Genomic DNA, 21,175 nt, shown 5'->3' with positions numbered 1-21,175 from the left:
ACACGGCCTCGCTCGGGTTGAAGGAAAACCCAAGGGCAGGCGGCTATGGGCGGCAGCTACGGTGCAAGTGGGTTTGGGGTTGCGCGATCATGCTCGATCGGGATGGAGGCAAGCGCGTCGATGGATGCAGTGAAACCGTTCTTTTGCATGTAGTCGCCGATCAGCAGCAGTGCCTTGTCGATCTCGCCTTCGAACAGGGCGCGATTGATCCTGGTCGAGAACAGGATGAATTGGCGTGTGGGGTGTTCCATGTCTGGCCTCCTCGATCCTGAACCTGGACTTTGATAGCCGCCCGATACGCCAAACCCAACATCGCAAATTGACAGCCACCTGGCGAAGTGCAAGCCTCATCCTCTTGTGGTTGTGTTTTGTGTGAGGGTATATCCATGATCCACGAGACGGGGGCGGGCACCTCTCTCAGCGAGATCGACCGCAGATTGCTTCAGCTTCTCACGGAGAACGCGCGGCGCTCCAATACCGAATTGGCGGCGCTGCTGAAGGTCTCGCGGATGACCGTCAAAAACCGTATCGACAGACTGGTGGATCGCGGGATCATCGAACAGTTCACGATCAAGGTCACAGCCAAGAACCATGAGCGCCGCGATGGCGAAGTGGCCTTCTTCCACATGAAGTTGAAGGGGTCTTTTTGCAAACGTGTCTATGAACGGGTCAAGGGCTGGCCCGAGCTGGTCGGAGCCTGGTCTATCGCCGGGGAAACGGACATGATCGCGCTCGTCCAGTGCCTTGGATATGACCGCCCGGAAGCTTTGCGTGAGCGGTTGGCGAGGTTCCCGGAAGTCGAACAGGTCTGGACCGCAATGGTGCTCCGTCAATGGGCGCACAAGGCCTCGTGCGCACCGGACTACGACCCCCGGAACGGCCTGGATCGTCTCGATCTGCATATGCAGGAACTCGGCGCTGCCGGTGGTGACGCCTTCTCGAGCCGCACACGCCCCTGAGCGCGCTGACCGATACGGCCGGATGCAGAGACGTTGATGCCGTCGACCATCCGGCGGTTGTCAAGAACAACGGCGGGAGGTGAGGCGACGGGCTCTCGGGACAGGTTATAGGAGTGATCGCCTTGAACGCGGACGGCAAGCCGGCGCGGCGAGGAAGACATTTGCGGTATGAAGGGGAGGGGCGCAGGCGGTAGGGTGCCAGGCCGACAATTGAATCGAGACATGATCGATGTTTAACGAACGACTGCTCTTGGGAAGTGCGATTTCGACGCTGAACGACCAAAGTCGGGGAGCCTTGCTACCTGGCTCAGTGCGCCAGGACCCACCTACCAGCTATCGGGCTGGACGTTGACTTTCCGGTCCTCACAACGACGTCGACATTTGAGCGTTCAAATGTGAGGCGGTCTGATGCCCTTCCGCAAAAGAGCTTGAAATCCAAATTGATCAATGCTCTGAATGGGAAAAATACTTACAGAGATTTTAATGCTAAAATGTCTATAACCGGCATCTTCAGATCACCTTATCAGCGTCGTGTGTTCCTTCTTACATGGGCGCTGATCGTCGCGGTTGCCGCGGTGATTATTTGGGCAATCTACTATTTTGCACCTGATAATCGCGGCTGGAACACGCTAAACAGCTTGTTGGTTTCAGTGGTCGCTAGCGCGGTTTTCGCGGTAACTTCCGCTCTCTATTTGTCTTTCTTTTTCGTGGATACGGAGCACGTCGAGGCAAGGGCGAGGCTAATGCCCCAAGATATTGGCGGGGCGCTCCGCAGCATCGCTTCTGAAGCTACGGATTACAAAATTTATGTTCGGACGGGGCGTCACTTCCGAGCAGAAATTCTCCCAATCTTGGCTAAAAACGCAGTCAGGAGACGTCGATCGGTTGATCTCGAGGTAATTCTTCTGGATGTTCGCGATGATAGTTTATGCGAAAAATACGCGACATATCGAAAGACTGCCTCCTTTGACCGTATAGTTTGGGATGCGAACTACGTTCGGAAGGAGGTCATGGCGACTTTCCTAGATCTCGTTGACGCCTCTTCCGATTATCGTGGGTTCTTAAATATTTCGCTGTTTCTCAGTGATCGCCTTTCGTCCTTTCGGATTGAAGGGTCATCACAAGAGATCATAGTGACGCGTGAAGACCCCAAAGATATGGCTATGCGCTATCCGCGATCCGACAGTGACCACGCAGCATATATAACGGAATTCAATTGGGTTAAGGATTCAGCAAGCCCAATGGACATTCGGGCAAATTCGATGTCTCAAAGTCTTGAGGACGCGTTTTGCGGTATGGTTGGGTACGATGAACTAAAAGAGCTGGCCGACAAATCACGTGGATCGAGGTCTCCATATGCGCGCTGAACTCCCCCTTCCTCTTTCGCTGCAGTATGTGCAAGAGACACCCACGGAGAATTTATTGCTCGCGGTTAAAAATTGGCTGTCCAGAAACACCCCTCTTTGCCTAGCGCATCCGCATGGCTTCTTTGTGGTTCCTGTGAAGCGAACGGACTTAGGCGATTGGCGCTTTCATTTCTGGCCGATGGGAGAACGTCCTGTTAGAGGCATGCCCGCCTTCATTCATACTCATGACCGGCACGTCGACAGCCGTATACTCTCTGGCCAACTCACGAACATTACCTATGACGTGGCCCTGACACAAAATGGGGGGCTACCTCTCTACGAAGTGGGATACGGTGGCGACAGGTACGAAAAATCGACGTCGAATTTCCTTTTGAAGACCTCTACCCGAGTTGAAACTCAAACGCTGAAGACAGAGACGCTAATAGCCGGGCAGTCTTACCGCGTTGACCGGCACGCCTACCACGAGGCTCGAGTGCCCAATAATGTTTGTACCGCGACTCTCGTGTGGATGCATGATAAGGTAGCAAGTCCAATCAACGTAGTCGGATTTGACGGTCAACCTGATCGGATTGAGTTCAATAGGATGGAAATCTCAGGCGCAGAGCTAGCAAAACTACTGCCGGTCTAGCTGGCGGTTGGTGGGCGCTGCTTTAGCTGTGAATAAAAACCTCGGTGCGAGGGGGCTAACCGAGACCACATGGTTGGTTCTGAAGATTTTCTCGTTCCAGACTTTCTCAAACTTTCTGTCGAATCGTATTGAATGGCTGCTTTCGGGATTTGGCTGGGAGCAGATAAACGACCGCCCTGAGGGCGCGAAGTCGTCAGTTATTGAGAAAGTACCCAATGGCAGCTACAGGCCGCTCGGAATCTTGTATGCCGCTCCTGTGAATGTCCAGTTCCGCCCTCCTTGCACATTTGCCCGATCCATGGCGAACGGCGGCTGTCAGGGCTGGCCAAGAAGCGGTCATGCACCTGTCGTCGGCCGAAAGCGCGCCAGGAGCGGCGGTTCTCATAGACGTGTTTCTATTGGGGGGGGGGCAGTGGCGCTCGCGATGCCTGGATACCCGCGCAAAGGTTCGCTGATCATGCGGTCGGTGAGGGAGTGAGGCTGCAGCAGGCTGCCTGAGGGGGCGCTAGCCACAAAGGCAGCCGTCAGGTGCCTGTTTGGGCGCTCTGTCATCCGAATTTCTTGATTGAGTAAGTCTTTGGAAAGAATGGTCGGAGTGGCAGGATTTGAACCTGCGACCCCCTCGTCCCGAACGAGGTGCGCTACCAGGCTGCGCTACACTCCGACATCACGGGGAGAACTGCTTGATGCCGTCTCGGGTGGCGGCGTTCTCTCGTCGTGTGGCGGGTACATAACACCCGTTTTCAGGCTTCGCAAGCCTGCTTGTGGCCGGGTATGAAATTGACCTGTTAATAACTGTTCGTGCGCCAGAGGGGTGGCGTTGAAACCGGGCAGGGAGCCTGCCCTCGCGCCTGCCTGCTTGTGTTGGATGTGGATGAGCGGGCTCCTGGCGGCAATGCGGTGCTTGCACGATGCCGGGCGGATCGCTATACAAGCGACCGGTCTGATGGGGCGTCGCCAAGTGGTAAGGCAGCGGCTTTTGGTGCCGCCATTCGCAGGTTCGAATCCTGCCGCCCCAGCCATCCTCTCCGTTCCAGTCTTTTTGCCAGGCAGCCTGATTTGGTCGCGACCCGTCGGGGGCGGACGTCATGGATGCATCTGCCTGATATTTCCGCTTCGCAGAAGTCATGTCGAACGCCACAATGGTGGGGCAAGGCTTCAGGGACCGCGATGCGGAGAAGGCGCAGATGCTTGACCAGATACTGATCGTGGCTGGATTGACCGCTCTGGTGATGATCAGTCCCGGGCCGGATATGATCATCGTCATGCGCAATACGCTGCTTGGCGGACGCCGCGCAGGCCTGGAGACCGCCTTTGGCGTGCTCCTTGGCAATCTGGTCCACATCACCTATTGCGCCATCGGCATCGGCTGGCTGATTTCCCAGAGTTTGCTGGCATTCTCGCTGCTGCGCTATGCCGGTGCGGCCTATCTCATCTATCTCGGGATCATGAGTTTCCGTGCGGCCGCGCGGAAAATCGAGCTGGAGCCCGGCGCCGGCGAGATCCGCCGCGGCCGTGCGTGGGTCCTGCAGGGGCTGTTCAACAACATCCTCAATCCCAAGGGAACGCTGTTTTATCTGGGCGTTTTCACCATGGTCATCACGCCGCAAACCAGTTGGTCGGCGATGGGGCTTCTGATTGCCGTCATGATGGGCATCAGTGCCGGATTCTGGCTGATTTTCGTGCAGACCCTCGATCTCCGCCTTGTTCGCAAATCCCTTGAGAGCAGTCAGCGCGCGGTTGCCCGCGTTTTTGGCGGCCTGTTGATTGCGCTCGGCCTGCGCGTCGCCTTGTCGGGGTCATGACCCCTCATTCCTCGCTGTGATCTGGTCTGGACAGGGCGAAGGCGCCGGCGGGGGCGTTCCGGGCCGTGCCCACGGAGGCGGCAAGCGCTTGTTTTCCGCACAAGATTACTTTCCTTTCGGCTCCTTTCGCACCATCCGCGCCAATTTTGCTCTGAGGCTGGCGTGATGCCTGCGAGTAACGCGCAGGAAAGCCGGCCTGGTAACTTCCGGCCTTGCCGAAGTGGCTGTTTTTCTCGCCAAGCCGCAGGCTTTCCAGATGTAAAAAAACTCTGTCTCGCGGAACCGTTGTTCGCTGAAATGTGACGTAAGGGAGGGTTTTGTATCTCGTATCACATTCGCCCGGTTGAAATTTTTAATGGCACAATTACAGGGAATTTTGATCGATTTTATTTATATTAGGTAATTTTACCTATGTTGATAACCTTGCATCTTTAATCAATCCATAAGGTGTGTCGGCTTATAACTTGAATTGCGGAGGGTGTTTGCTGCAATCTGTCGGAGTGTGTGGAATGTCGGACGTGGCGTCGACGGATATAGAGGGTCGGATCGGCTTTGCTCGGATCGATGCGGATACACGGCGAGCGGTGCAAGAGCTCTGGCCGATGGTTGAGGAGGCGTTGCCGGGCATTCTTGAGCGCTTTTACGCCCATCTCATGAAGGAACCGTCGCTCAAGGCGATGCTGGACGGTCGGCTGGTCGGGTTGCAGTCGGCTCAGAAGTCGCATTGGCAGCGCCTGTTCTCGGGGCGGTTCGATGACGAGTATGTCCGCAGCATCGACCGCATCGGTCGCGCTCATAGCCGCATCGGTCTGGAGCCGCGCTGGTACATCGCCGGCTACCAGTTCGTTCTCAACGAACTGTCCGAGCTGATCATCCGCAAGCATCGGTTCTCCGCGCGCAAGACCTCGGCGGCTGTGGTTGCCCTGAACAAGGTCGTGTTGCTCGACCTCGACTTTGCGATTTCCACCTATCAGCAGATGCTGATCGAGCAGCGCGTTGCCCAGACCAACCGCCTGAATGCGGCGGTCGAGACCTTCAAGGTCAAGGTGGAAAGCGCGCTGCAGAACGTGGAGGTCAGCGCCGACCGGATGCAGGAGCAGGCCGGGACGCTGTCCGGGGTTGCCGGCTCGGCCACGGATGAGGCGGTCTCCGCCTCGGCCGCTTCGGAAGAAACCTCGGTCAGCGTGCAGACGGTGGCCTCGGCAGCGGAAGAACTGTCCAGTTCGATCGAGGAAATCGCCCGGCAGGTCGCTGGGGCATCCGACGTGGCGCGCCGCGCGAACGGCATGGCGGACGCCACCTCCAGGGAAGTGGCCCGTCTGTCCGAGGCCGCGCAGAAGATCGGCGATGTGGTGCGTCTGATTACCGATATTGCCGCGCAGACCAACCTTCTGGCCCTCAACGCGACCATCGAGGCAGCGCGCGCCGGTGAGGCGGGCCGCGGCTTTGCCATTGTTGCCCAAGAGGTGAAGGAGCTTGCCGGGCAGACATCGAAGGCCACGGAAGACATCGCCATGCAGATTTCCGAGGTGCAGTCCTCGACGACCAATGCGGTGGACGCCATTTCGTCCATCGCTTCCACCGTTGGCGAGATCGATGAACTGACCTCGGCGATTGCCGCCGCCATCGAACAGCAGGGCGCGGCGACGCGGGAAATTTCGGAGAATGTGCAGAATGCGGCGCAGGGGACCGTGACGCTGTCCGCCAATGTGACCGGCGTGAATGCGGCGATCGACGCGACCGGCAAGGCGGCGGACGATTTCCTCACCGTTTCCGCGACCCTGCGGTCTCAGTCCTCGGAAATTTCCGAGCAGGTTCGGGCATTTTTCTCCGAGATCCGCGAAGCAGCGGTTGATCAAGGAGCAGGGCGCTCGGCCTGAGGGCGGGTGCCAGGGACCCTACACACAGCAGTTCGGCTCTGGCCGGTCCCGTTCTCACGGGCCGGCCAGAGCTGTTTTCGGCCAGGCGGCGAAGACTACCCGGCCGCGTTTGCCTGGTCCGGCCGGTATTGGCTCACCCGCGCCGCGCAGAACTTGAACTCCGGGATCTTGCCATAGGGGTCGAGCTGCGGGTTGGTCAGCCGGTTCGCCGGCGCTTCGAAGAAGCAGAACGGCACGAACACCATGCCATCGGCAACGTCGCGGTCGGCCCGCAGGGTTGCCGTGATCGCCCCGCGCCGTGTGGTCACGGTCACGCTTTCTCCCGCCGTGAACCCCTGACGGCGGATCTCGAACGGGTTCATCGCCGCGATTGGCTCCGGCTCCAGCGCATCGAGCGCGGCGGAGCGCCGGGTCATGGCGCCGGTATGCCAGTGCTCCAGCATGCGCCCGGTCGTCAGCACGAGCGGGAAGGTGGCGTCGGGCACCTCGTCCGGCGGCAACAGATCCGCCGGCACGATCCGCGCCTTGCCGCTTGGCGTCGGGAAGCCTTGCGCGAAGATGATTTCCGAGCCGGGCGCATCCGGGCTTTCCGCCGGATAGGTGACACAGCCTTCCGTAACGACCCGGTCCCAGGAGATGTTGTCGAGCGAGGGCATCCGCTCGCGCATTTCCTCGTAGACCTCGCCGATATGGCTATAGGACCAGTCAAGGCCGAGCCGGTTGGCGATCTCGGCAATCAGCTCCCAATCCTGCCGCGCGGCGCCGGGCAGCGGGATCGCCGGCCGGCCGAGCTGTACCTGCCGGTTGGTATTGGTGTAGGTGCCGAGTTTTTCCGCATGAGCGGAGGCCGGCAGCACCACATCCGCGTGCCAGGCGGTCTCGGTCAGGAAAATGTCCTGCACCACCAGGTGATCGAGCTTGGCAAGCGCCGCGCGGGCATGGATCTGGTCCGGATCCGACATCGCCGGGTTTTCGCCCATGATGTACATGCCCCGGATCTCGCCCGCATGGATCGCATCCATGATCTCCACCACGGTCAGGCCGCTTTTCGGGTCGAGGGTCCGGCCCCAGGCGTCTTCATAGGCGGCGCGGATCTCCGGATCCTCCACCGACTTGTAGTCGGGAAACACCATGGGGATCAGGCCCGCATCGGAGGCGCCTTGCACGTTGTTCTGGCCGCGCAGCGGGTGAAGGCCCGTACCGGGCCGGCCGATCTGGCCGGTGATCAGCGCCAGCGCGATCAGGCAGCGCGAATTGTCCGTGCCGTGCACATGTTGGGAAACGCCCATCCCCCAGAAGATGATCGAGCGCGGGCTGGTGGCGTAGAGCCGCGCAACTTCGCGCAAGGTGGCTGCGTCGATGCCGCAGACCTCCGCCATCGCCTCGGGCGAGAAGTCGCGCACTTTCTCGCGCAGGGCCTCGAAGCCGTCCACATTGGCCTGGATATACTGCTCGTCGTAAAGCCGCTCCTCGATGATCACATGCAGCATGGCGTTCAGCATCGCCACGTCGGTTCCGGGTTTGAAGCGCAGGCCGTGGGTGGCGTGGCGCATCAGGTTCTGGCCGCGCGGGTCCATCACGATCAGCGCCGCGCCGCGTTTGGCCGCCTGCTTCAGGTAAGTGGCGGCAACCGGGTGGTTCTGGGTCGGCCGCGCACCGATGACGATGATGCAATCGGCGTCGTTGGCCGCCATGAACGGGGCGGAGACCGCGCCGGATCCCACCCCCTCCATCAGGGCCGCCACCGAGGAGGCATGGCACAGCCGGGTGCAGTGGTCGACATTGTTGGTGCCAAAGCCCTGCCGCACCAGTTTCTGGAACAGATAGGCTTCCTCGTTCGAGCCCTTGGCCGAGCCGAAGCCGGCCAGAGCCGAACCGCCCGACTGGTCCAGGATCTGCCGCAGGCCGCCCGCCGCCCGCTCCAACGCTTCCTCCCAGGTGGCTTCGCGAAACACCTCATAAGGATTGGCCGGGTCCATCATCGTCTGGCCGTCTTTCGGCGCGTCGTCGCGGCGCACCAGCGGTTTGGTCAGCCGGTGCGGGTGATGCACATAGTCGAAGCCGAAGCGGCCCTTGACGCACAGCCGGTTCTCGTTGGCCGGACCGTTGCGCCCGTCCACCTTGATGATCTTGTCGTCCTTCACATGCACGGTGGTCTGGCAGCCGACGCCGCAAAACGGGCAGAGCGTATCGACGGTGCGATCGGCGGCCAGGGTCTTGTGCCGGGCAGCACCGTCCATCACCGACTTTTCCAGAAGCGCCCCGGTCGGGCAGGCTTGCACGCATTCGCCGCAGGCAACGCAGGTCGAAGCGCCCATCGGGTCGGACAGGTCGAAGATCGGCCGCGCGCTGCCGCCGCGATAGCCCATGCCGATGACGTCGTTCATCTGCACCTCGCGGCAGGCGCGCTCGCACAGACCGCAGGCGATGCAGGCGTCAAGATTGACGGCGATGGCCGGGTGCGAGGCATCGTACCGGGTGGCGCGGTCGATGCCTTGCGCCGCCGCGTCGTCGCCCGTTTGTGCATAGCGGCTGGCATAGCGCGAACCGGCAACGCCTACCCGGTCGGACCAGATCCAGAAGTCGGCGTCCGCATCCGGAGCCTCCGCCCGCTCCGGCATGTCCGCCGCCAGCAGTTCGAACACCATCTGGCGCGCCTTGACCGCCCGGTCCGACCCGGTCTTGACGACCATGCCCGGCGCCGGCTTGCGGATGCAGGAGGCGGCCAATACCCGCTCGCCGTCGATTTCCACCATGCAGGCGCGGCAGTTGCCATCGGACCGATAGCCCGGCGCATCCTTGTGGCACAGATGCGGGATCGCCGTGCCGCAGCGCTGCGCCACCTGCCAGATCGTCTCGTCGGCCCGTGCCTCGACTTCGGTGCCGTCGAGGGTGAAGGAAAGTGTCTCGCTCATCGGGTTTCCTCCCCGGCAAAGAATGTAAGGACCGACCGGACCGGGTTGCTCGCCGCCTGGCCCAGGCCGCAGATCGAGGCATCCCGCATCACCTGCTCCAGATCCTTAAGGCGTGCATCGTCCCAGTCGCCGGCCTCCAGCATGGCCACCATCTTTTCCGTCCCGGCGCGGCAGGGGGTGCACTGGCCGCAGCTCTCATCCTTGAAAAAGCGCAGAAGGTTGAGCGCCGCGCCGCGCAGATCGTCCTGGTCGGACAGGATCACCACCGCATGGGAGCCAATGAAGCCGCCATGTTTCTCGAAGGTGCCGAAATCCATCGGCAGATCGGCCATGGAGGCCGGGAAGATGCCACCGGAGGCGCCGCCCGGCAGGAAGGCGCGGAAGCTGTGCCCCTCCTGCATCCCGCCGCATTCGGCGATGATCTCGTTGATGGTGCTACCGCAGGCCATCACCTTGACGCCCGGATCGCGGACCCGGCCGGAAACGGAATAGGAGCGCAAGCCGCTGTGCCCCTCCTTGCCCTGTTCGGTGAACCAGTCCGCCCCGCGTTCCAGAATATCGCGAATCCAGTGCAGCGTCTCCACATTGTGGTTGAGGGTGGGGCGCCCGAACAGGCCGACCTCGGCGACATAGGGCGGCCGGTTGCGGGGCAGGCCGCGCTTGCCCTCCACCGACTCGATCATCGCGCTTTCCTCGCCGCAGATATAGGCGCCGGCGCCGCGCCGTAGCTCGATCGGGGCGTGGTCGGAAAGTCCGCTTGCCGCCAGCGCGTCGATTTCCTGCCGCAGGATCTCAAGGATGCCCGGGTATTCGTCGCGCATGTAGAGGTAGATCCGCTCCGCCTCCACCGCCCAGGCGGCGACCAGCGCGCCTTCCAGCATCCGGTGCGGGTCCCGTTCCAGGAAAAACCGGTCCTTGAAGGTGCCGGGCTCGCCCTCGTCGCCATTGATCGTCATCAGTCGCGGGCCGGGCTGGGCGCGCACCAGCTCCCATTTGCGCCCGGTGGGAAAGCCAGCGCCGCCAAGACCGCGCAAGCCCGCACCGGACAAGTCGGCGATCACCTCGTCGCGGCTGCGCCGGCCATCGAGACAGGCGCGCAGCAACTGGTAACCCCCTTCGGCCCGGTAGGCGTCAAGACGCAGGGCGTCCGGCACCCGGACGGTGGTCTCGCCGGCGGCCAGCGCGGCAAGCAGCGTGTCCGCCTGCGCATGGCCGATCTCGTTGCGGCCGATCTGGGCGGCCGGCGCCTCGGCGCAGCGCCCCTGGCACGGCGCGCGCAGGATCCGTACCTCTTCCGGCCGGGTACCCTGTTCCAGCTCCGAAATCAGCGTGTCCGCGCCGGCAAGCATGCAGGAGAGGGAATCGCACACCCGGATCGTCACCGCGGGCGGCGGTGTCTCTCCCTCGGCGACGATATCGAAATGGTGATAGAAGCTGGCAACCTCGAAGACCTCGGCCTCCGAAAGGCGCATCTCGGTCGCAAGTGCCTTCATGTGGGCGGCGGAGAGATGGCCATGGGTATCCTGGATCAGGTGCAGGTACTCGATCAAAAGGTCGCGCCGGCGTGGGCCATTGCCCAAGAGGTCCCGGATCTCTTCCAGTGCCTCATCGTCCAGTGGGCGTCCCTTGACGCGCCCGTGTTTCGCAAATGCTGTTCCTCGGCGTGCTCCTGCCATGATGGCGCTGTTCCCGTCCTGCTCCCGTCATCCTCGCCGCTGTACTGGTGCAAGGACGAAACGTCGATTTCGATCAATGTTCTGGGGCGGAACTCGCCAGACCTTCGGGAAATGACGGTACTGCCCTTGCGGGAAGGAGGCGGAGGTTCGGCGGCAAAATCAAATCGCGAATGCCTATCGGTTGATCAGGCCAGGTTATCGTGCGGCTCGCGTACCTCCCTGGCGACCTGCCAGATGGCTTCGGCAAAGGGCGGGACGGGCTGTCGCTGTGGCACCACCAGGCCGATCCGTGGCCGCGACGGATGCGGCGCGAGGGGCCTGACGGCAAGCGGGGCAACGCCCAGCATGTCGACGATCAGGCGTGGCAGGATGGCGACGGTCTGCGCCCGCTTTGCGCCAACGCCAGCACGGCTGAGGATCGACAGGAAACTGTTCGATTCAAAGGCGATCTTCGGGGTGATCCCCGCCTTGGAAAAGGCAATGTCGAGGATCCGGCGGTTCTGCATGTCCGGGGTCAGGAGGGCAAGCGGCCACTGGTCGAGCGCGTTCCAGGGCACCGGGTCGTCGGCGGTGGCAAGCAGATGGTCCGGGCCGACAAGGCAATAGGTCTCACGCAACAGCGGCAGCGTCTCGACCTGCGAGAGCGGCTCGTTGCCGAGATAGGTGAGCCCCGCGTCGAGGGTGAAGTCGGCAAGACCGTCCTCGATGGCGCGCGAGGTCAGGCTGGCACACATGGTCTGGATACCGGGGTAGCGCTCCGCCAGCATGGCGGCGAGCCGGCCGGCCAGCGGCGTGGCCGTCGGAACCACGCCGAGCCGGAGCCGGCCTGTGAGGCTGGCGCCGCCGGCCACATCCTGACGCAGCCCGTCGAGATCCGCCAGCACGCGGCGCGCGCGGATCAGCACCCGCTCGCCGGCCTCGGTGAAACCGACGAAGCGCTGGCCACGCTCGACCAGCGGGGCGGCGAAGGCTTCCTCCATGCGCCGGATGCGTGCCGAAAGCGCCGGCTGGGACATGTTGCAGGCCCGGGCGGCCTTGGCGAAATGCCGTTCCGCCGCCAGCGAGACCAGAACGCGCAGGTCGGCAAGGTCGATGGGGGGCAAATTGCTCAAAGGGTGTTCCTGTCTCCCACGTGCCGGGCAGTGACCGGCACCTCCTCAAGCGCAAGGATAACCGAAGCGGCCTCCGCCGCGAACCTTTGCGGGAAACCGGCGCTCGCTGCGGTCCCGCCGGCGAAGGGTGGAGAAAGGGCGCGGGAAAACGGCCGAAGAGCCGTAGAGGGCAGGCATGCGAGGGAGGGAACCGTCTGCCCTGTGGCGCCGCAGCCTGCCGCGTGGCGGGCGCTCGGCGTCCAAGGGGGCGTCTTGCTGGCGGTCAGCAGGGCTCCCCCTGCGGCGAAACAGGTGACGCAATAAAAGACCGCCCGCCCTTGTTTGGAGAGGGCGAGCGGTCGATCCAGATTGCAAAGGTCGGACTATGACTTTGTGAAACTTCCTGTGCCGTCAGGCAAATAAACCGCGCGCCGAAGCGCTCTGAAATTCCCCCCAACTTCCCCCGGTCTGTCTTTTTCGTCCGCTATCCGCTTCAATCGCCCTGTTGCCTGCAGGCTGTTTCCAGATCGCGCCGCAGGCCACGTTGGTGCCCGTCGGATGCAATGCCGTGATTTATCGCGGCAGCAGCCCCGGGCATGAAAAATGGTCGGCGGATGCCATGCCGAATCCTCCTCGAAACGACATGGAGGACGAAAGATCTGCCGTCAGGCGCTCATTCCGTCCGGAGACCACACGCAGCAAACAGTAGGCCGCCTGCTTGTGTGCCTCATGTCAGGCCTGCTCCACCTCAGGCACCTTCATCCGCCGGACCGTCCCGACTGCCATCGGGACATCGGATCCAGTTCTGTCCTCACCTGCGCCGGGGCGGTGTGCGTACCGGCTGCTATTCCGTTCTTGCCGGTCCAGAGGCCGACCCGGTCTTTCGGGTCCGTGTTGACGAGATGAAAAACGGGCCGGGTTGAGGTGCAACCCGGCCCAGTTGGGTCACGTGCGATCCGGAGGCTTGAAACAAGTTCAAGGCGGTCCGCATGTGTCTTGAGGTCTGCATTCTACCGGAACGGGGCGAACCATCCCGGCATGCGGCGGAAGGCCGACCGCATCCCTCAAGGGCACTCGTCAAACTGAAAAACCGATATCTTCCAATCCGTGACATCGCTCCGTCTCTGCCACGGCTGCATACAACACCAGCCAGCGTTATCTGTGCGTGATTTTCATATATGCGAATATGTTGGGTCTGTGGCGAGATGAAAACGCCAGTAGGATAAGCGGTTGTGGGGGGGGCGCACCTTTAGGAGGGAGCCGAATGCGCGATGAAACCCGAGAGGCCTTACGGGCCGCAGCCGATCTGGTGGCCGGTCTGCCATTGCCCGAGGCGGCTATGGAGGCTGCCTGGCGCCTTTTGCGCGGCCTGGGAGCGGGGGAGGCGCAGGTTCGAGAGCCCGATGATGATTTTGCGGCACTGCTGCGCGCCGCGGCACGGCTTGACCGGTTGTTTGAACTGCCGGTTCCGGATGCGCCGGGACTCGGCTGTTTCGGAGCGCAGGTTTCCAGCGCGGCCTTTGGCGCGCTGCATGATGCCCGTACCTCCGTTTCCGGCGTTGGCTCAGATCGGCTGACCGCGTTCCGGGCCTGTGTCGCCGAAGCCGTGGAGTTCGTGTCCCAGTTCGAGATCGCGGGGGAAACCCGTGCCCAGCCCGCAGACGAGACCCTGACGTCGATCGAGGAAGAATGCGCGCCCTTGTGGCCGCTGCTGGGGACGGCGGAGCCGCGGACCGGCGACGATATCGCGGCGTTGCGCCTGGCCGACGGGGTTTGGGTGCGCCTTCCCGCTGTCTTGTGCTGGCGTCGCGCGCAGGGACGGTTCGCCAATGGGCTGGGTTTTGCCATGGGGCTCGGTGTTGCCGCCGGTCGGAACGCGCAGGACGCCGATTGCCGGGCGATCCTGGAGTGGATCGAACGGGATGCGGTGGCGCTGTGGTGGCGCGGCGGACGGCGCGGGCGCGCGGTGCCGCTGGAGGAGCTTCTTTCCGGCGAGACGGGCGCCAGGCTGACGCGGTATCGTGCCGGGGTGCAGGGTCGGCGGACGTGGTTTCTCGATCTCACGGGCGAGATTGGCGTTCCCGTTGCCGCCGCTCTGTCGGTGGACCGTCAGGGCCAGGGATTTTGCTATGGTTTTGCCGCGCGTGCGACCCCGGATGCCGCACGTCTTGCCGCGCTGGAGGAACTGATGCAGATCGAGCTTGCCGACCGGGTGGTGGCGGCAAAACGGCAGGAAGGCGGAGAGGAGGCGCTGAACGATATGGATCGGCGGCACCTGCGCCGCAGCACCCAGGTTGCGGGCGATTGGCCGATCCTGCACCCGGGCGGGTTTGCCTTGCCTCAGGCACCGCCCTTGCCGGAAGAGCCGGAAGCGCTGTTGCCGGCCGTCGTGGACCGCTTGGCGGGTCAGGGATTTGCCGTGCATCGGGTGGATCTGACCCGGCAGGACATCGGAATTTATGTATCGCGTATGTTGATCACCGGATTGCAACCTGACCCCTCGGATGTGGTATTGGAGCGTTTGGCAACTCAAAGGCGATCTGGCGGAGATGATGCGGCCGCCGAACGGGTGGCGCTGTACTAGCGCTTCGGACGGCGGGCCGTGAGAGGATGCCAGTGGCGTGGGGCCTCCGTATCGGAAGGGGCCTTGGAAAAAGAAGTGCAAGGAGGGGGCTGCCAGACGGAATAACCTGTCGGCAATCGGGCTCCAGGATGCAGGATGGCAGCGATCGTGGATGACGCTAGGGCGGGTGAGCAGGCGCAAGGGGATGCGGTTCCCGGACCCGATGGTGGCCGGCCGCTCCTGCATGCGTGGCTGTTGGGGACACCGCGCTTCGAGGTGGGCGGGAAGCCGATCGTCTTTCGCTCGCGCAAGGCGGAGGGGCTCTTGGGCTATCTGTGCCTCAGTCCGGACGGGCGGCTGTCGCGGGAATTGGCGGCGAATCTGTTTTGGGGCGATAGCTCAGAGCATCACGCCCGCTCCTCGCTGCGCCAGACCTTGTTGATTCTCCGGCGCAATCTGGAGGCGGTCGGCTTCGATGCGCTGAGCTCCGACAAGCTCTGCATCAGCATCGACCTGTCGCGTGTGCGGACCGATCTCGATCAGGTTCTGGAGGCTCGGAAGACGATCGCTCCCCGGCTGTTGTCGGAAAAGCGACTGTCGGAGCGCTTGTTTGAGGGCGGCGAGATGCTCGCCGATCCGTTCACCGCCTGGCTGCGTGTACGCCGCCAGCAGGTGCATGACCGGCTGCGTGGCATGCTGGAGCCGATGATTGTGGTACGTGAAGGCAACTGGGACCTGGTCGAGGATGCAGCGGTGGCCCTTCTCAACCTCGACCCGACCCACGAGCCGGCGTGCCGCGCCTTCATCACCGCCCGCGCCGCGCGTGGCGACTATACGGCGGCCTTGAGGGCCTATGAGGATCTGTGGAACGTCCTTGAAGAGGAGTTCGACACCCAGCCGGCGCGGGAGACACAGGCGCTGATCGTCGACATCAAGCTCGGCCGCTTCCCCTCCTGGCTGCGTCAGACCCCTGCGGCTGAGGGAGGCGCGGCTCTTGCTGCGGAGCCCGTGAAAAGCGGCGGCGGGGAGGGCGCTGTGCATCCGGCTGATGGCCCGCGCCCGGTGATCATCGTCGACGAGATCCTGCAGGTCGATGAAACCGGGGAGGACGCTCGCCTGGCTCGCGTGTTTCGGCATGACCTGATCTCCCGCCTCGTGCGGTTTCGCGAGTGGTCGGTTGCCGATGGGCTGACGGAAGAACTGTCGGCCTCGTCGGCGCCGCTTTACCGGGTGGCGATCAGTGCCATGCGCTCGCAGCACAGCGTTTCCTATTCGGTAACGGTCAAGAACTGGCGTACGAATGCCTATGTCTGGGGCCGCAACTCCGAGGTCGGTATTGGCGAATTGTTCACGCGCCAGTCCAGCCTTGTCGCGGAGATCGCGCTGGCCATGAACGTCAACATTTCCGCTGAACGGCTCGCCAGCATGTCGCGCATGCCGGAGGCCTCGCTTGATCACTATGACCGGCTGCTGATGGGGCAGCGGCTGCATTTCACCTGGAAGATCGAGGAATCGCGCCGGGCCGAGGCGATGATTTCCGAGATCATCAAGGAAAATCCGGATTTCGGGCCGGCCTATAGCAGCCTGGCACAGATCATCAATTCCCGGCACATCATCTTTCCCGGGGCGCGTCAGTCGCCGGAGACCCTCGATCACGCGGCGGCACTCGCGCGCACCGCGTTGGGGCTGGATCCGTTCGATTCCCGTGCGCATCTGTGCATGGCCTGGACCGCTGCCTTGCAGCGTCGTTTCCAACAGGCGGAGGCACATCACCGCCAGGCGCTCGCACTCAATGATAATGACCCCTGGACGGCGCTTTCGGCAGCGCACGGGCTGGCCTATTACGGGTATCGGGAGGAGGCGGGGCGGATCGCCCGCCAGCAGCGCGAGACCGGTCTACTGACCTCGCCGCTGCATTGGAGTTATTTCGTCGGCATCATGTTCCTTTGCGGCGATTACCACGCCTGCATCAGCGCGTTTCGTTATCTCAGCGGCGGCTACCTCGGCGTCGAGGCCTGGTATGTTGCCGCGCTGGCGCAGATCGGCGATGTCGCCGAGGCCCAGGCGCAGCGCCGTGAGCTTGAACAGCACATCACCGAACGCTGGGTGCGTCCGGAAAAGCCTTCCCGCGAGGAGATTGCCCGCTGGGTTGGCAATTGTTTTCCAATCAGCGACCCGGCGGTCTGGCAAAGCTTGCAGGACGGGCTGTCCCAGGCTGGGTTGACCTTGCCGTCCGATCTGGCACCCCCATCCGTGCCGGGCCGCTCTGGCACCTGACGAGGTGCCGGGCGCGCGCCGCGCAAGGGGACGCCCGGCCACCAGAGCGGATGCCGATCAGGTGCACACGGCGATGGTGTAATCGGCCACCCGGCTAAGGAAGAAGTCCGAATGGGTGAACTGTTCCTCGCCGCAGACCATGTCGGCGTAGAAGGGGGGCAGCGGATAGCGCTCGGCCGAGCCGTCAGCGTCGTGACGGGCGAACCGATCCAGTGACTGGGCGATGATCTTGCGTGGCGGCAGGCGCAGGAAGAAGACCTCCTCCGAGGGCTGTACCACCTGGATCGCCTTCAGACGGTCGGGCACCGAGGCGATGTTGCGCCCCTCGACCTCGGCCTTGAACTCGGCAAGGGTCTCCGGCCAAGGCTTGCGACCAATAGCGTAGTCGGCGATCAGACGCCCGAACGCCTTGTGATCGTGGATCTTGATACGCTCGAATTCCTGTGGTGCGGAAGGGCTTTCCTTACCTGATGTGAGAGTCATGAAAGAGGGAGGGCTCTGTTCCTGAAAGTCTTCTCTCTCATATTCAGATTGCGGTCTGTCCATTTTATCAACTCCGGCATGGTGTTGGGGACGTTCGGGCCGAAAACCACCTTGGCCGCTTCTTCGGCAACCACGGGATTAGACGCCTTGTGGGTATGATCGTCAAGGTGGAGGTAGATATTATTTGCAATAACAACCGATGCGAGTGGTCCTGACCTGTGGCCGTTGTTGGACGCGGCTGCCTCGACCAAGAAATACAATAGCGGTGGCGGATCGGCGATTGCGATGGCCCGGTACGGGGTGATGTCAATGCTTTGCTCCGCATCCAGCCAGGTTGCCATCGCGGCATGTCGCGGGGCAGGGTCGGTCAGCCAGGGGCTGCAGGCGGCCAGCGCGGGCGCCTGGCTTTCGATGTGGCGGCTCAGCGCGGAGATCTTTCGCACGCCGGACAAGGTGCAGCGAACCAGGTCCCGATAGGCAAGGCCGGGTGGGGTTCCTGTCTCCATCGGCGGAAACAGCGTGTCGTCCCACAGCGCGGCTTCGTATTGCGGCGACAGGCGCGCCGATGGCTGTGGCGATCCGGGGCCTGTGTCGAAAAAATTCGACCAGGAAATGATCCAGTCGCTTCCGTGCGGGGTTCGACGCGGATTGCGTTCCGAGGTTCGGCGCAGCACGTCGATCAGCCGGTGTTCGGCGGGTGGGGGGCCGGTGAACGCGTAGCGTTCGCGGACCATGGCATGCCCCACCCGGAACGCGGCATTGGTGAAGTCGGGCTCCGCCAGGGGGGCGTGCGTCGTCTCTCCCCGCACCGGTCCGATGGGACCGTGTGTCTCGAAATGCTGGCGCACGTGCGGGTCGAGCAGGTGCGGTAGCAGATCGTGGCGCAGGATCTGGTGGTAGACGAAGGTGAGAGCGCCGCGTGCGGCCATGAAGTTCAGAAAGCTGGCCTGCGGGGTTGCCGGTTCGCGACCTTGTTCCAGTCGGTCCATGGCCAGATTGTGGGCGATCTGGAACAGGGCGGTGAGTTGCGACAGCACAGCATTGTCGTCGTTGCGGGTGTCCGCGATCAGCGCCGTTCCCCGCGTTACGCCCGCGCGCTGATCGAGGGCGCGGCCGATGTCGCGGCGTGGGCAACGGGCGCTGTCGGCGGGACGCAGACCATTGTCCTCGGCAATGCCATCGAGGCGGAACCGGGTCTTGGGCCATCCGGAGCGAAGCGCCGGCGGCATCCGGGTGACGAGTTCGAAACAGGCCGGTTCCACCGTCGGTCCGTCCCCATAGAGCGTATCCAGGTTGAGCGGACGCGGGCGCTGATGGGTGCTGGCTCCATTCGGCGCGCGACTTTCTTCAACGCCATTGTTGACGGTCAGATCATGGGCAACGAATTGCGCCAGATAGGTATAACCCGCCGGAATATGCGGATTGGTGTGTCCATCACCGTCGGACCAGGGGTACCGGGTTCGTTCCATCTTGCGGGCGAGCAGAGCGAAGAAATGCTCGCTGGTGGGGATGTCGGGACATCCGGGCCGGGCCTGATCCTCAAGGCCGATGTATTCCTCGCCCGCTTGCAGTGACCCGCCGCCGACTTCCGGGGTTTCATCCGCGGGAGAAGAGCGGATGCGTTGCTGGGCCTTGTCGCGCAGACTTGGGCCTCGTAGTCCTCCATGCATGGCTGGCTCTCATCATTTTTTCTGCCGCCTTGCCGCGCTTGCCGGCGAGCGATTGGGGGACTCGACAGAAATACGGATGTTGAACAGAAGCCGTCAAAATACGCTGGCGCTGTGATGTGATCGTTATTCGGCACTGCGGAAGGCTTTGGCGGAAGGTCAGCGCAGCCAGGTGCCGATCCGGCTTCCGATGGCAGGCGTAGAAGGGCCGGCGAGAAGCAAATGGAGGTCCCGCCGGGGAGGAGTGGGCTCTTTGGTGTGTTTGCATCAGCCTTTAACCCGTGATTGTGTATCTGGCCGGTTTCGTGCCGGAGCCCGATGCCCTAAGGTCGCCGTATGGGATGCCGGATAACCTCCCCGGAGTTGGAGGTTTCTGCTGACCGCTGCGGCGTTCCATGGCTTGAACAGGGGTGGGTGATCAGACATGATTCGGAGCGAACCCAAGGTTCTGCTCGTTGAGGATACGTGCGCATTGGCGGAAACCTACAAGGCGTATCTCGCGCCTCAGGGGTGGGACGTCCATGCGGTTTCGACGGGTGCGGAGGCGATGGCCTTCATTGGCCGCGAGGCGCCCGGCGTCGTTGTTCTCGACGTCAATCTGCCGGATGGCAATGGCCTCGATCTGCTCAGGCAGATCAAGGCGCGGGAGATTCCGTGCGAGGTGGTGATCATCACCGGCAAGGCCTCGGTCAGCATGGCGGTGGAGGCCATGCGCGAAGGCGCGTTCGACTTCGTCATGAAGCCGTTCAGCGCCGATCGGCTGCGTGTGACCATCCGCAATGCCTTCGACCGGCTGAACCTGACAAACCGGCTGCAGGAATTGGGCTCGGACCGGTTCGAGGGCATGATCGGCCGATCCTATGCCATGCAGACGGTCTACCGCATCATCGGCAATGCGGCGCCGACCAATGCCACCGTGTTCATCACCGGGGAAAGCGGCACGGGCAAGGAACTCTGTGCCCATGCCCTGCATCAGCTCAGCAAGCGGTCCGGTGGGCCGATGATCTCGATCAACTGCGCTGCGATCCCGCGCGATCTTCTGGAAAGCGAGATCTTCGGACACGTCAAGGGCGCCTTTACCGGTGCCCTCGCGGACCGGCAGGGGGCGGTGCTCTCCGCCGATGGTGGCACGCTGTTTCTCGATGAAGTGTGCGAGATGGACGCGCGGCTGCAATCGAAGATGCTGCGCTTCCTGCAGGAAAAGACCGTGCAGCGGGTGGGCGAGGACAAGGTGCGGCCCGTCGATGTACGCATCGTCTGCGCGACCAATCGGGATCCGATCGGGGAAGTGGCCGCTGGCCGTTTCCGCGAGGACCTTTATTACCGGCTGCATGTGGTGCCGGTGGAACTGCCGGCCCTGCGTGAGCGGGACGATGACGTGATCCTGATCGCCCGTCACTTTCTGGATCGGTTCTCCCGCGAGGACGGCAAGAGCTTCAAGGGGTTCACCCCTGCCTGCGAACAGCGGCTTCTGGCCTACCCCTGGCCGGGCAACATTCGCCAGTTGCAGAACGTGATCCGCAGTGCGGTGGTGCTCAACAACGGCGAGATGATGGATGAAACCATGCTGCCCGTCTTCGCCGGAGGGGCTGAACCTGCGGTGCCGGTGACAGCCGGCGGAGAGGCGCCGACAGGGGCGGGGGGCTCGGGACGCGGCACATCGCGACCGGCGCCGGAGGCAATCGAGCCGCTCGATCAGGTAATCCGGCGGACCATCGAACACGCCATCGAGGCCTGCGGCGGCAACATTCCTCGGGCGGCGAATGCGCTCGGGGTTAGCCCTTCGACGCTCTACCGGCGCATCCAGATCTGGGGACAGGAACGGGAAAGCGCCGGCGAGTGAGCGTTTCCGCGCCCTGCGTGC

General features: G+C 62.9%; 13 protein-coding genes and 2 tRNA genes. 8 read left to right on the top strand and 7 right to left on the bottom strand.

Annotated features, from left to right (window positions below; all coding sequences use genetic code 11):
- Positions 1 to 56 precede the first annotated feature (56 nt).
- On the bottom strand, positions 57 to 251 hold the full coding sequence (locus IEV83_RS12045) for a hypothetical protein (RefSeq protein ID WP_181759008.1): 195 nt from the start codon (positions 249 to 251) through the stop codon (positions 57 to 59).
- A gap of 135 nt (positions 252 to 386) precedes the next feature.
- Between IEV83_RS12045 and IEV83_RS12040 the strand changes: the two genes are divergently transcribed.
- Positions 387 to 959, top strand: a complete 573-nt coding sequence (locus IEV83_RS12040; protein ID WP_181759009.1) for an Lrp/AsnC family transcriptional regulator — start codon at positions 387 to 389, stop codon at positions 957 to 959.
- 440 nt (positions 960 to 1,399) lie between these two features.
- The gene (locus IEV83_RS12035) at positions 1,400 to 2,326 is read left to right on the top strand and encodes a hypothetical protein (RefSeq protein ID WP_181759010.1); all 927 of its coding nucleotides are present in this window, start codon (positions 1,400 to 1,402) and stop codon (positions 2,324 to 2,326) included.
- A 1,215-nt stretch (positions 2,327 to 3,541) separates the two neighbouring features.
- On the opposite strand, the gene IEV83_RS12030 is transcribed toward IEV83_RS12035, so the two are convergent.
- Positions 3,542 to 3,618, bottom strand: a tRNA-Pro gene (locus IEV83_RS12030).
- A gap of 283 nt (positions 3,619 to 3,901) precedes the next feature.
- Here IEV83_RS12030 and IEV83_RS12025 point away from each other — a divergent pair.
- From IEV83_RS12025 to IEV83_RS12015, 3 genes are all read left to right on the top strand, one after another.
- A tRNA-Gln gene (locus tag IEV83_RS12025) sits at positions 3,902 to 3,976 on the top strand.
- A gap of 120 nt (positions 3,977 to 4,096) precedes the next feature.
- Positions 4,097 to 4,759, top strand: coding sequence for a LysE family translocator (locus tag IEV83_RS12020; protein WP_181759011.1), 663 nt, complete (start codon positions 4,097 to 4,099; stop codon positions 4,757 to 4,759).
- Between the two features lie 509 nt (positions 4,760 to 5,268).
- Entirely contained in the window at positions 5,269 to 6,639 is a 1,371-nt protein-coding gene (locus IEV83_RS12015; RefSeq protein WP_181759012.1) for a globin-coupled sensor protein, read from the top strand.
- A gap of 95 nt (positions 6,640 to 6,734) precedes the next feature.
- On the opposite strand, the gene fdhF is transcribed toward IEV83_RS12015, so the two are convergent.
- The 3 genes from fdhF to IEV83_RS12000 all read right to left on the bottom strand — a co-directional run bounded on the left by fdhF (position 6,735) and on the right by IEV83_RS12000 (position 12,342).
- Positions 6,735 to 9,554 carry a formate dehydrogenase subunit alpha gene (gene fdhF, locus IEV83_RS12010; protein ID WP_181759013.1) on the bottom strand — a complete coding sequence of 940 codons (2,820 nt, stop codon included), beginning with the start codon at positions 9,552 to 9,554 and terminating at the stop codon, positions 6,735 to 6,737.
- On the bottom strand, positions 9,551 to 11,230 hold the full coding sequence (locus tag IEV83_RS12005) for an NAD(P)H-dependent oxidoreductase subunit E (protein ID WP_181759014.1): 1,680 nt from the start codon (positions 11,228 to 11,230) through the stop codon (positions 9,551 to 9,553). The genes fdhF and IEV83_RS12005 overlap by 4 nt, the downstream gene beginning before the upstream one ends.
- Before the next feature lie 185 nt (positions 11,231 to 11,415).
- On the bottom strand, positions 11,416 to 12,342 hold the full coding sequence (locus IEV83_RS12000) for a LysR family transcriptional regulator (protein ID WP_181759015.1): 927 nt from the start codon (positions 12,340 to 12,342) through the stop codon (positions 11,416 to 11,418).
- Between the two features lie 1,243 nt (positions 12,343 to 13,585).
- Here IEV83_RS12000 and IEV83_RS11995 point away from each other — a divergent pair.
- Positions 13,586 to 14,905 (top strand): YcaO-like family protein, encoded by a 1,320-nt coding sequence (locus IEV83_RS11995; protein WP_181759016.1) that lies wholly within the window; start codon positions 13,586 to 13,588, stop codon positions 14,903 to 14,905.
- A 135-nt stretch (positions 14,906 to 15,040) separates the two neighbouring features.
- Positions 15,041 to 17,161, top strand: a complete 2,121-nt coding sequence (locus IEV83_RS11990; RefSeq protein ID WP_181759017.1) for an AfsR/SARP family transcriptional regulator — start codon at positions 15,041 to 15,043, stop codon at positions 17,159 to 17,161.
- Positions 17,162 to 17,218: 57 nt separating this feature from the next.
- Here the strand turns inward: IEV83_RS11990 and IEV83_RS11985 are convergent, their stop codons facing one another.
- Together IEV83_RS11985 and IEV83_RS11980 are read right to left on the bottom strand one after the other, a co-directional pair.
- Positions 17,219 to 17,644, bottom strand: a complete 426-nt coding sequence (locus IEV83_RS11985; protein WP_181759018.1) for a hypothetical protein — start codon at positions 17,642 to 17,644, stop codon at positions 17,219 to 17,221.
- Entirely contained in the window at positions 17,641 to 19,314 is a 1,674-nt protein-coding gene (locus tag IEV83_RS11980; RefSeq protein WP_181759019.1) for a peroxidase family protein, read from the bottom strand. Before IEV83_RS11980 ends, IEV83_RS11985 begins: the two co-directional genes overlap by 4 nt.
- A gap of 421 nt (positions 19,315 to 19,735) precedes the next feature.
- On the opposite strand from IEV83_RS11980, the gene IEV83_RS11975 reads away from it, so the two are divergent.
- A complete protein-coding gene (locus IEV83_RS11975; protein WP_181759020.1) occupies positions 19,736 to 21,154 on the top strand; it encodes a sigma-54-dependent transcriptional regulator in 1,419 nt (472 codons plus the stop codon).
- The last annotated feature ends 21 nt before the right edge of the window (positions 21,155 to 21,175 follow it).

Origin of the sequence: Stappia taiwanensis, assembly GCF_014635285.1 — a bacterium.
Lineage (GTDB): Bacteria > Pseudomonadota > Alphaproteobacteria > Rhizobiales > Stappiaceae > Stappia > Stappia taiwanensis.
Note: the sequence above shows the minus strand (reverse complement) of the source record. Positions and strands in the feature narration are given on the sequence as shown.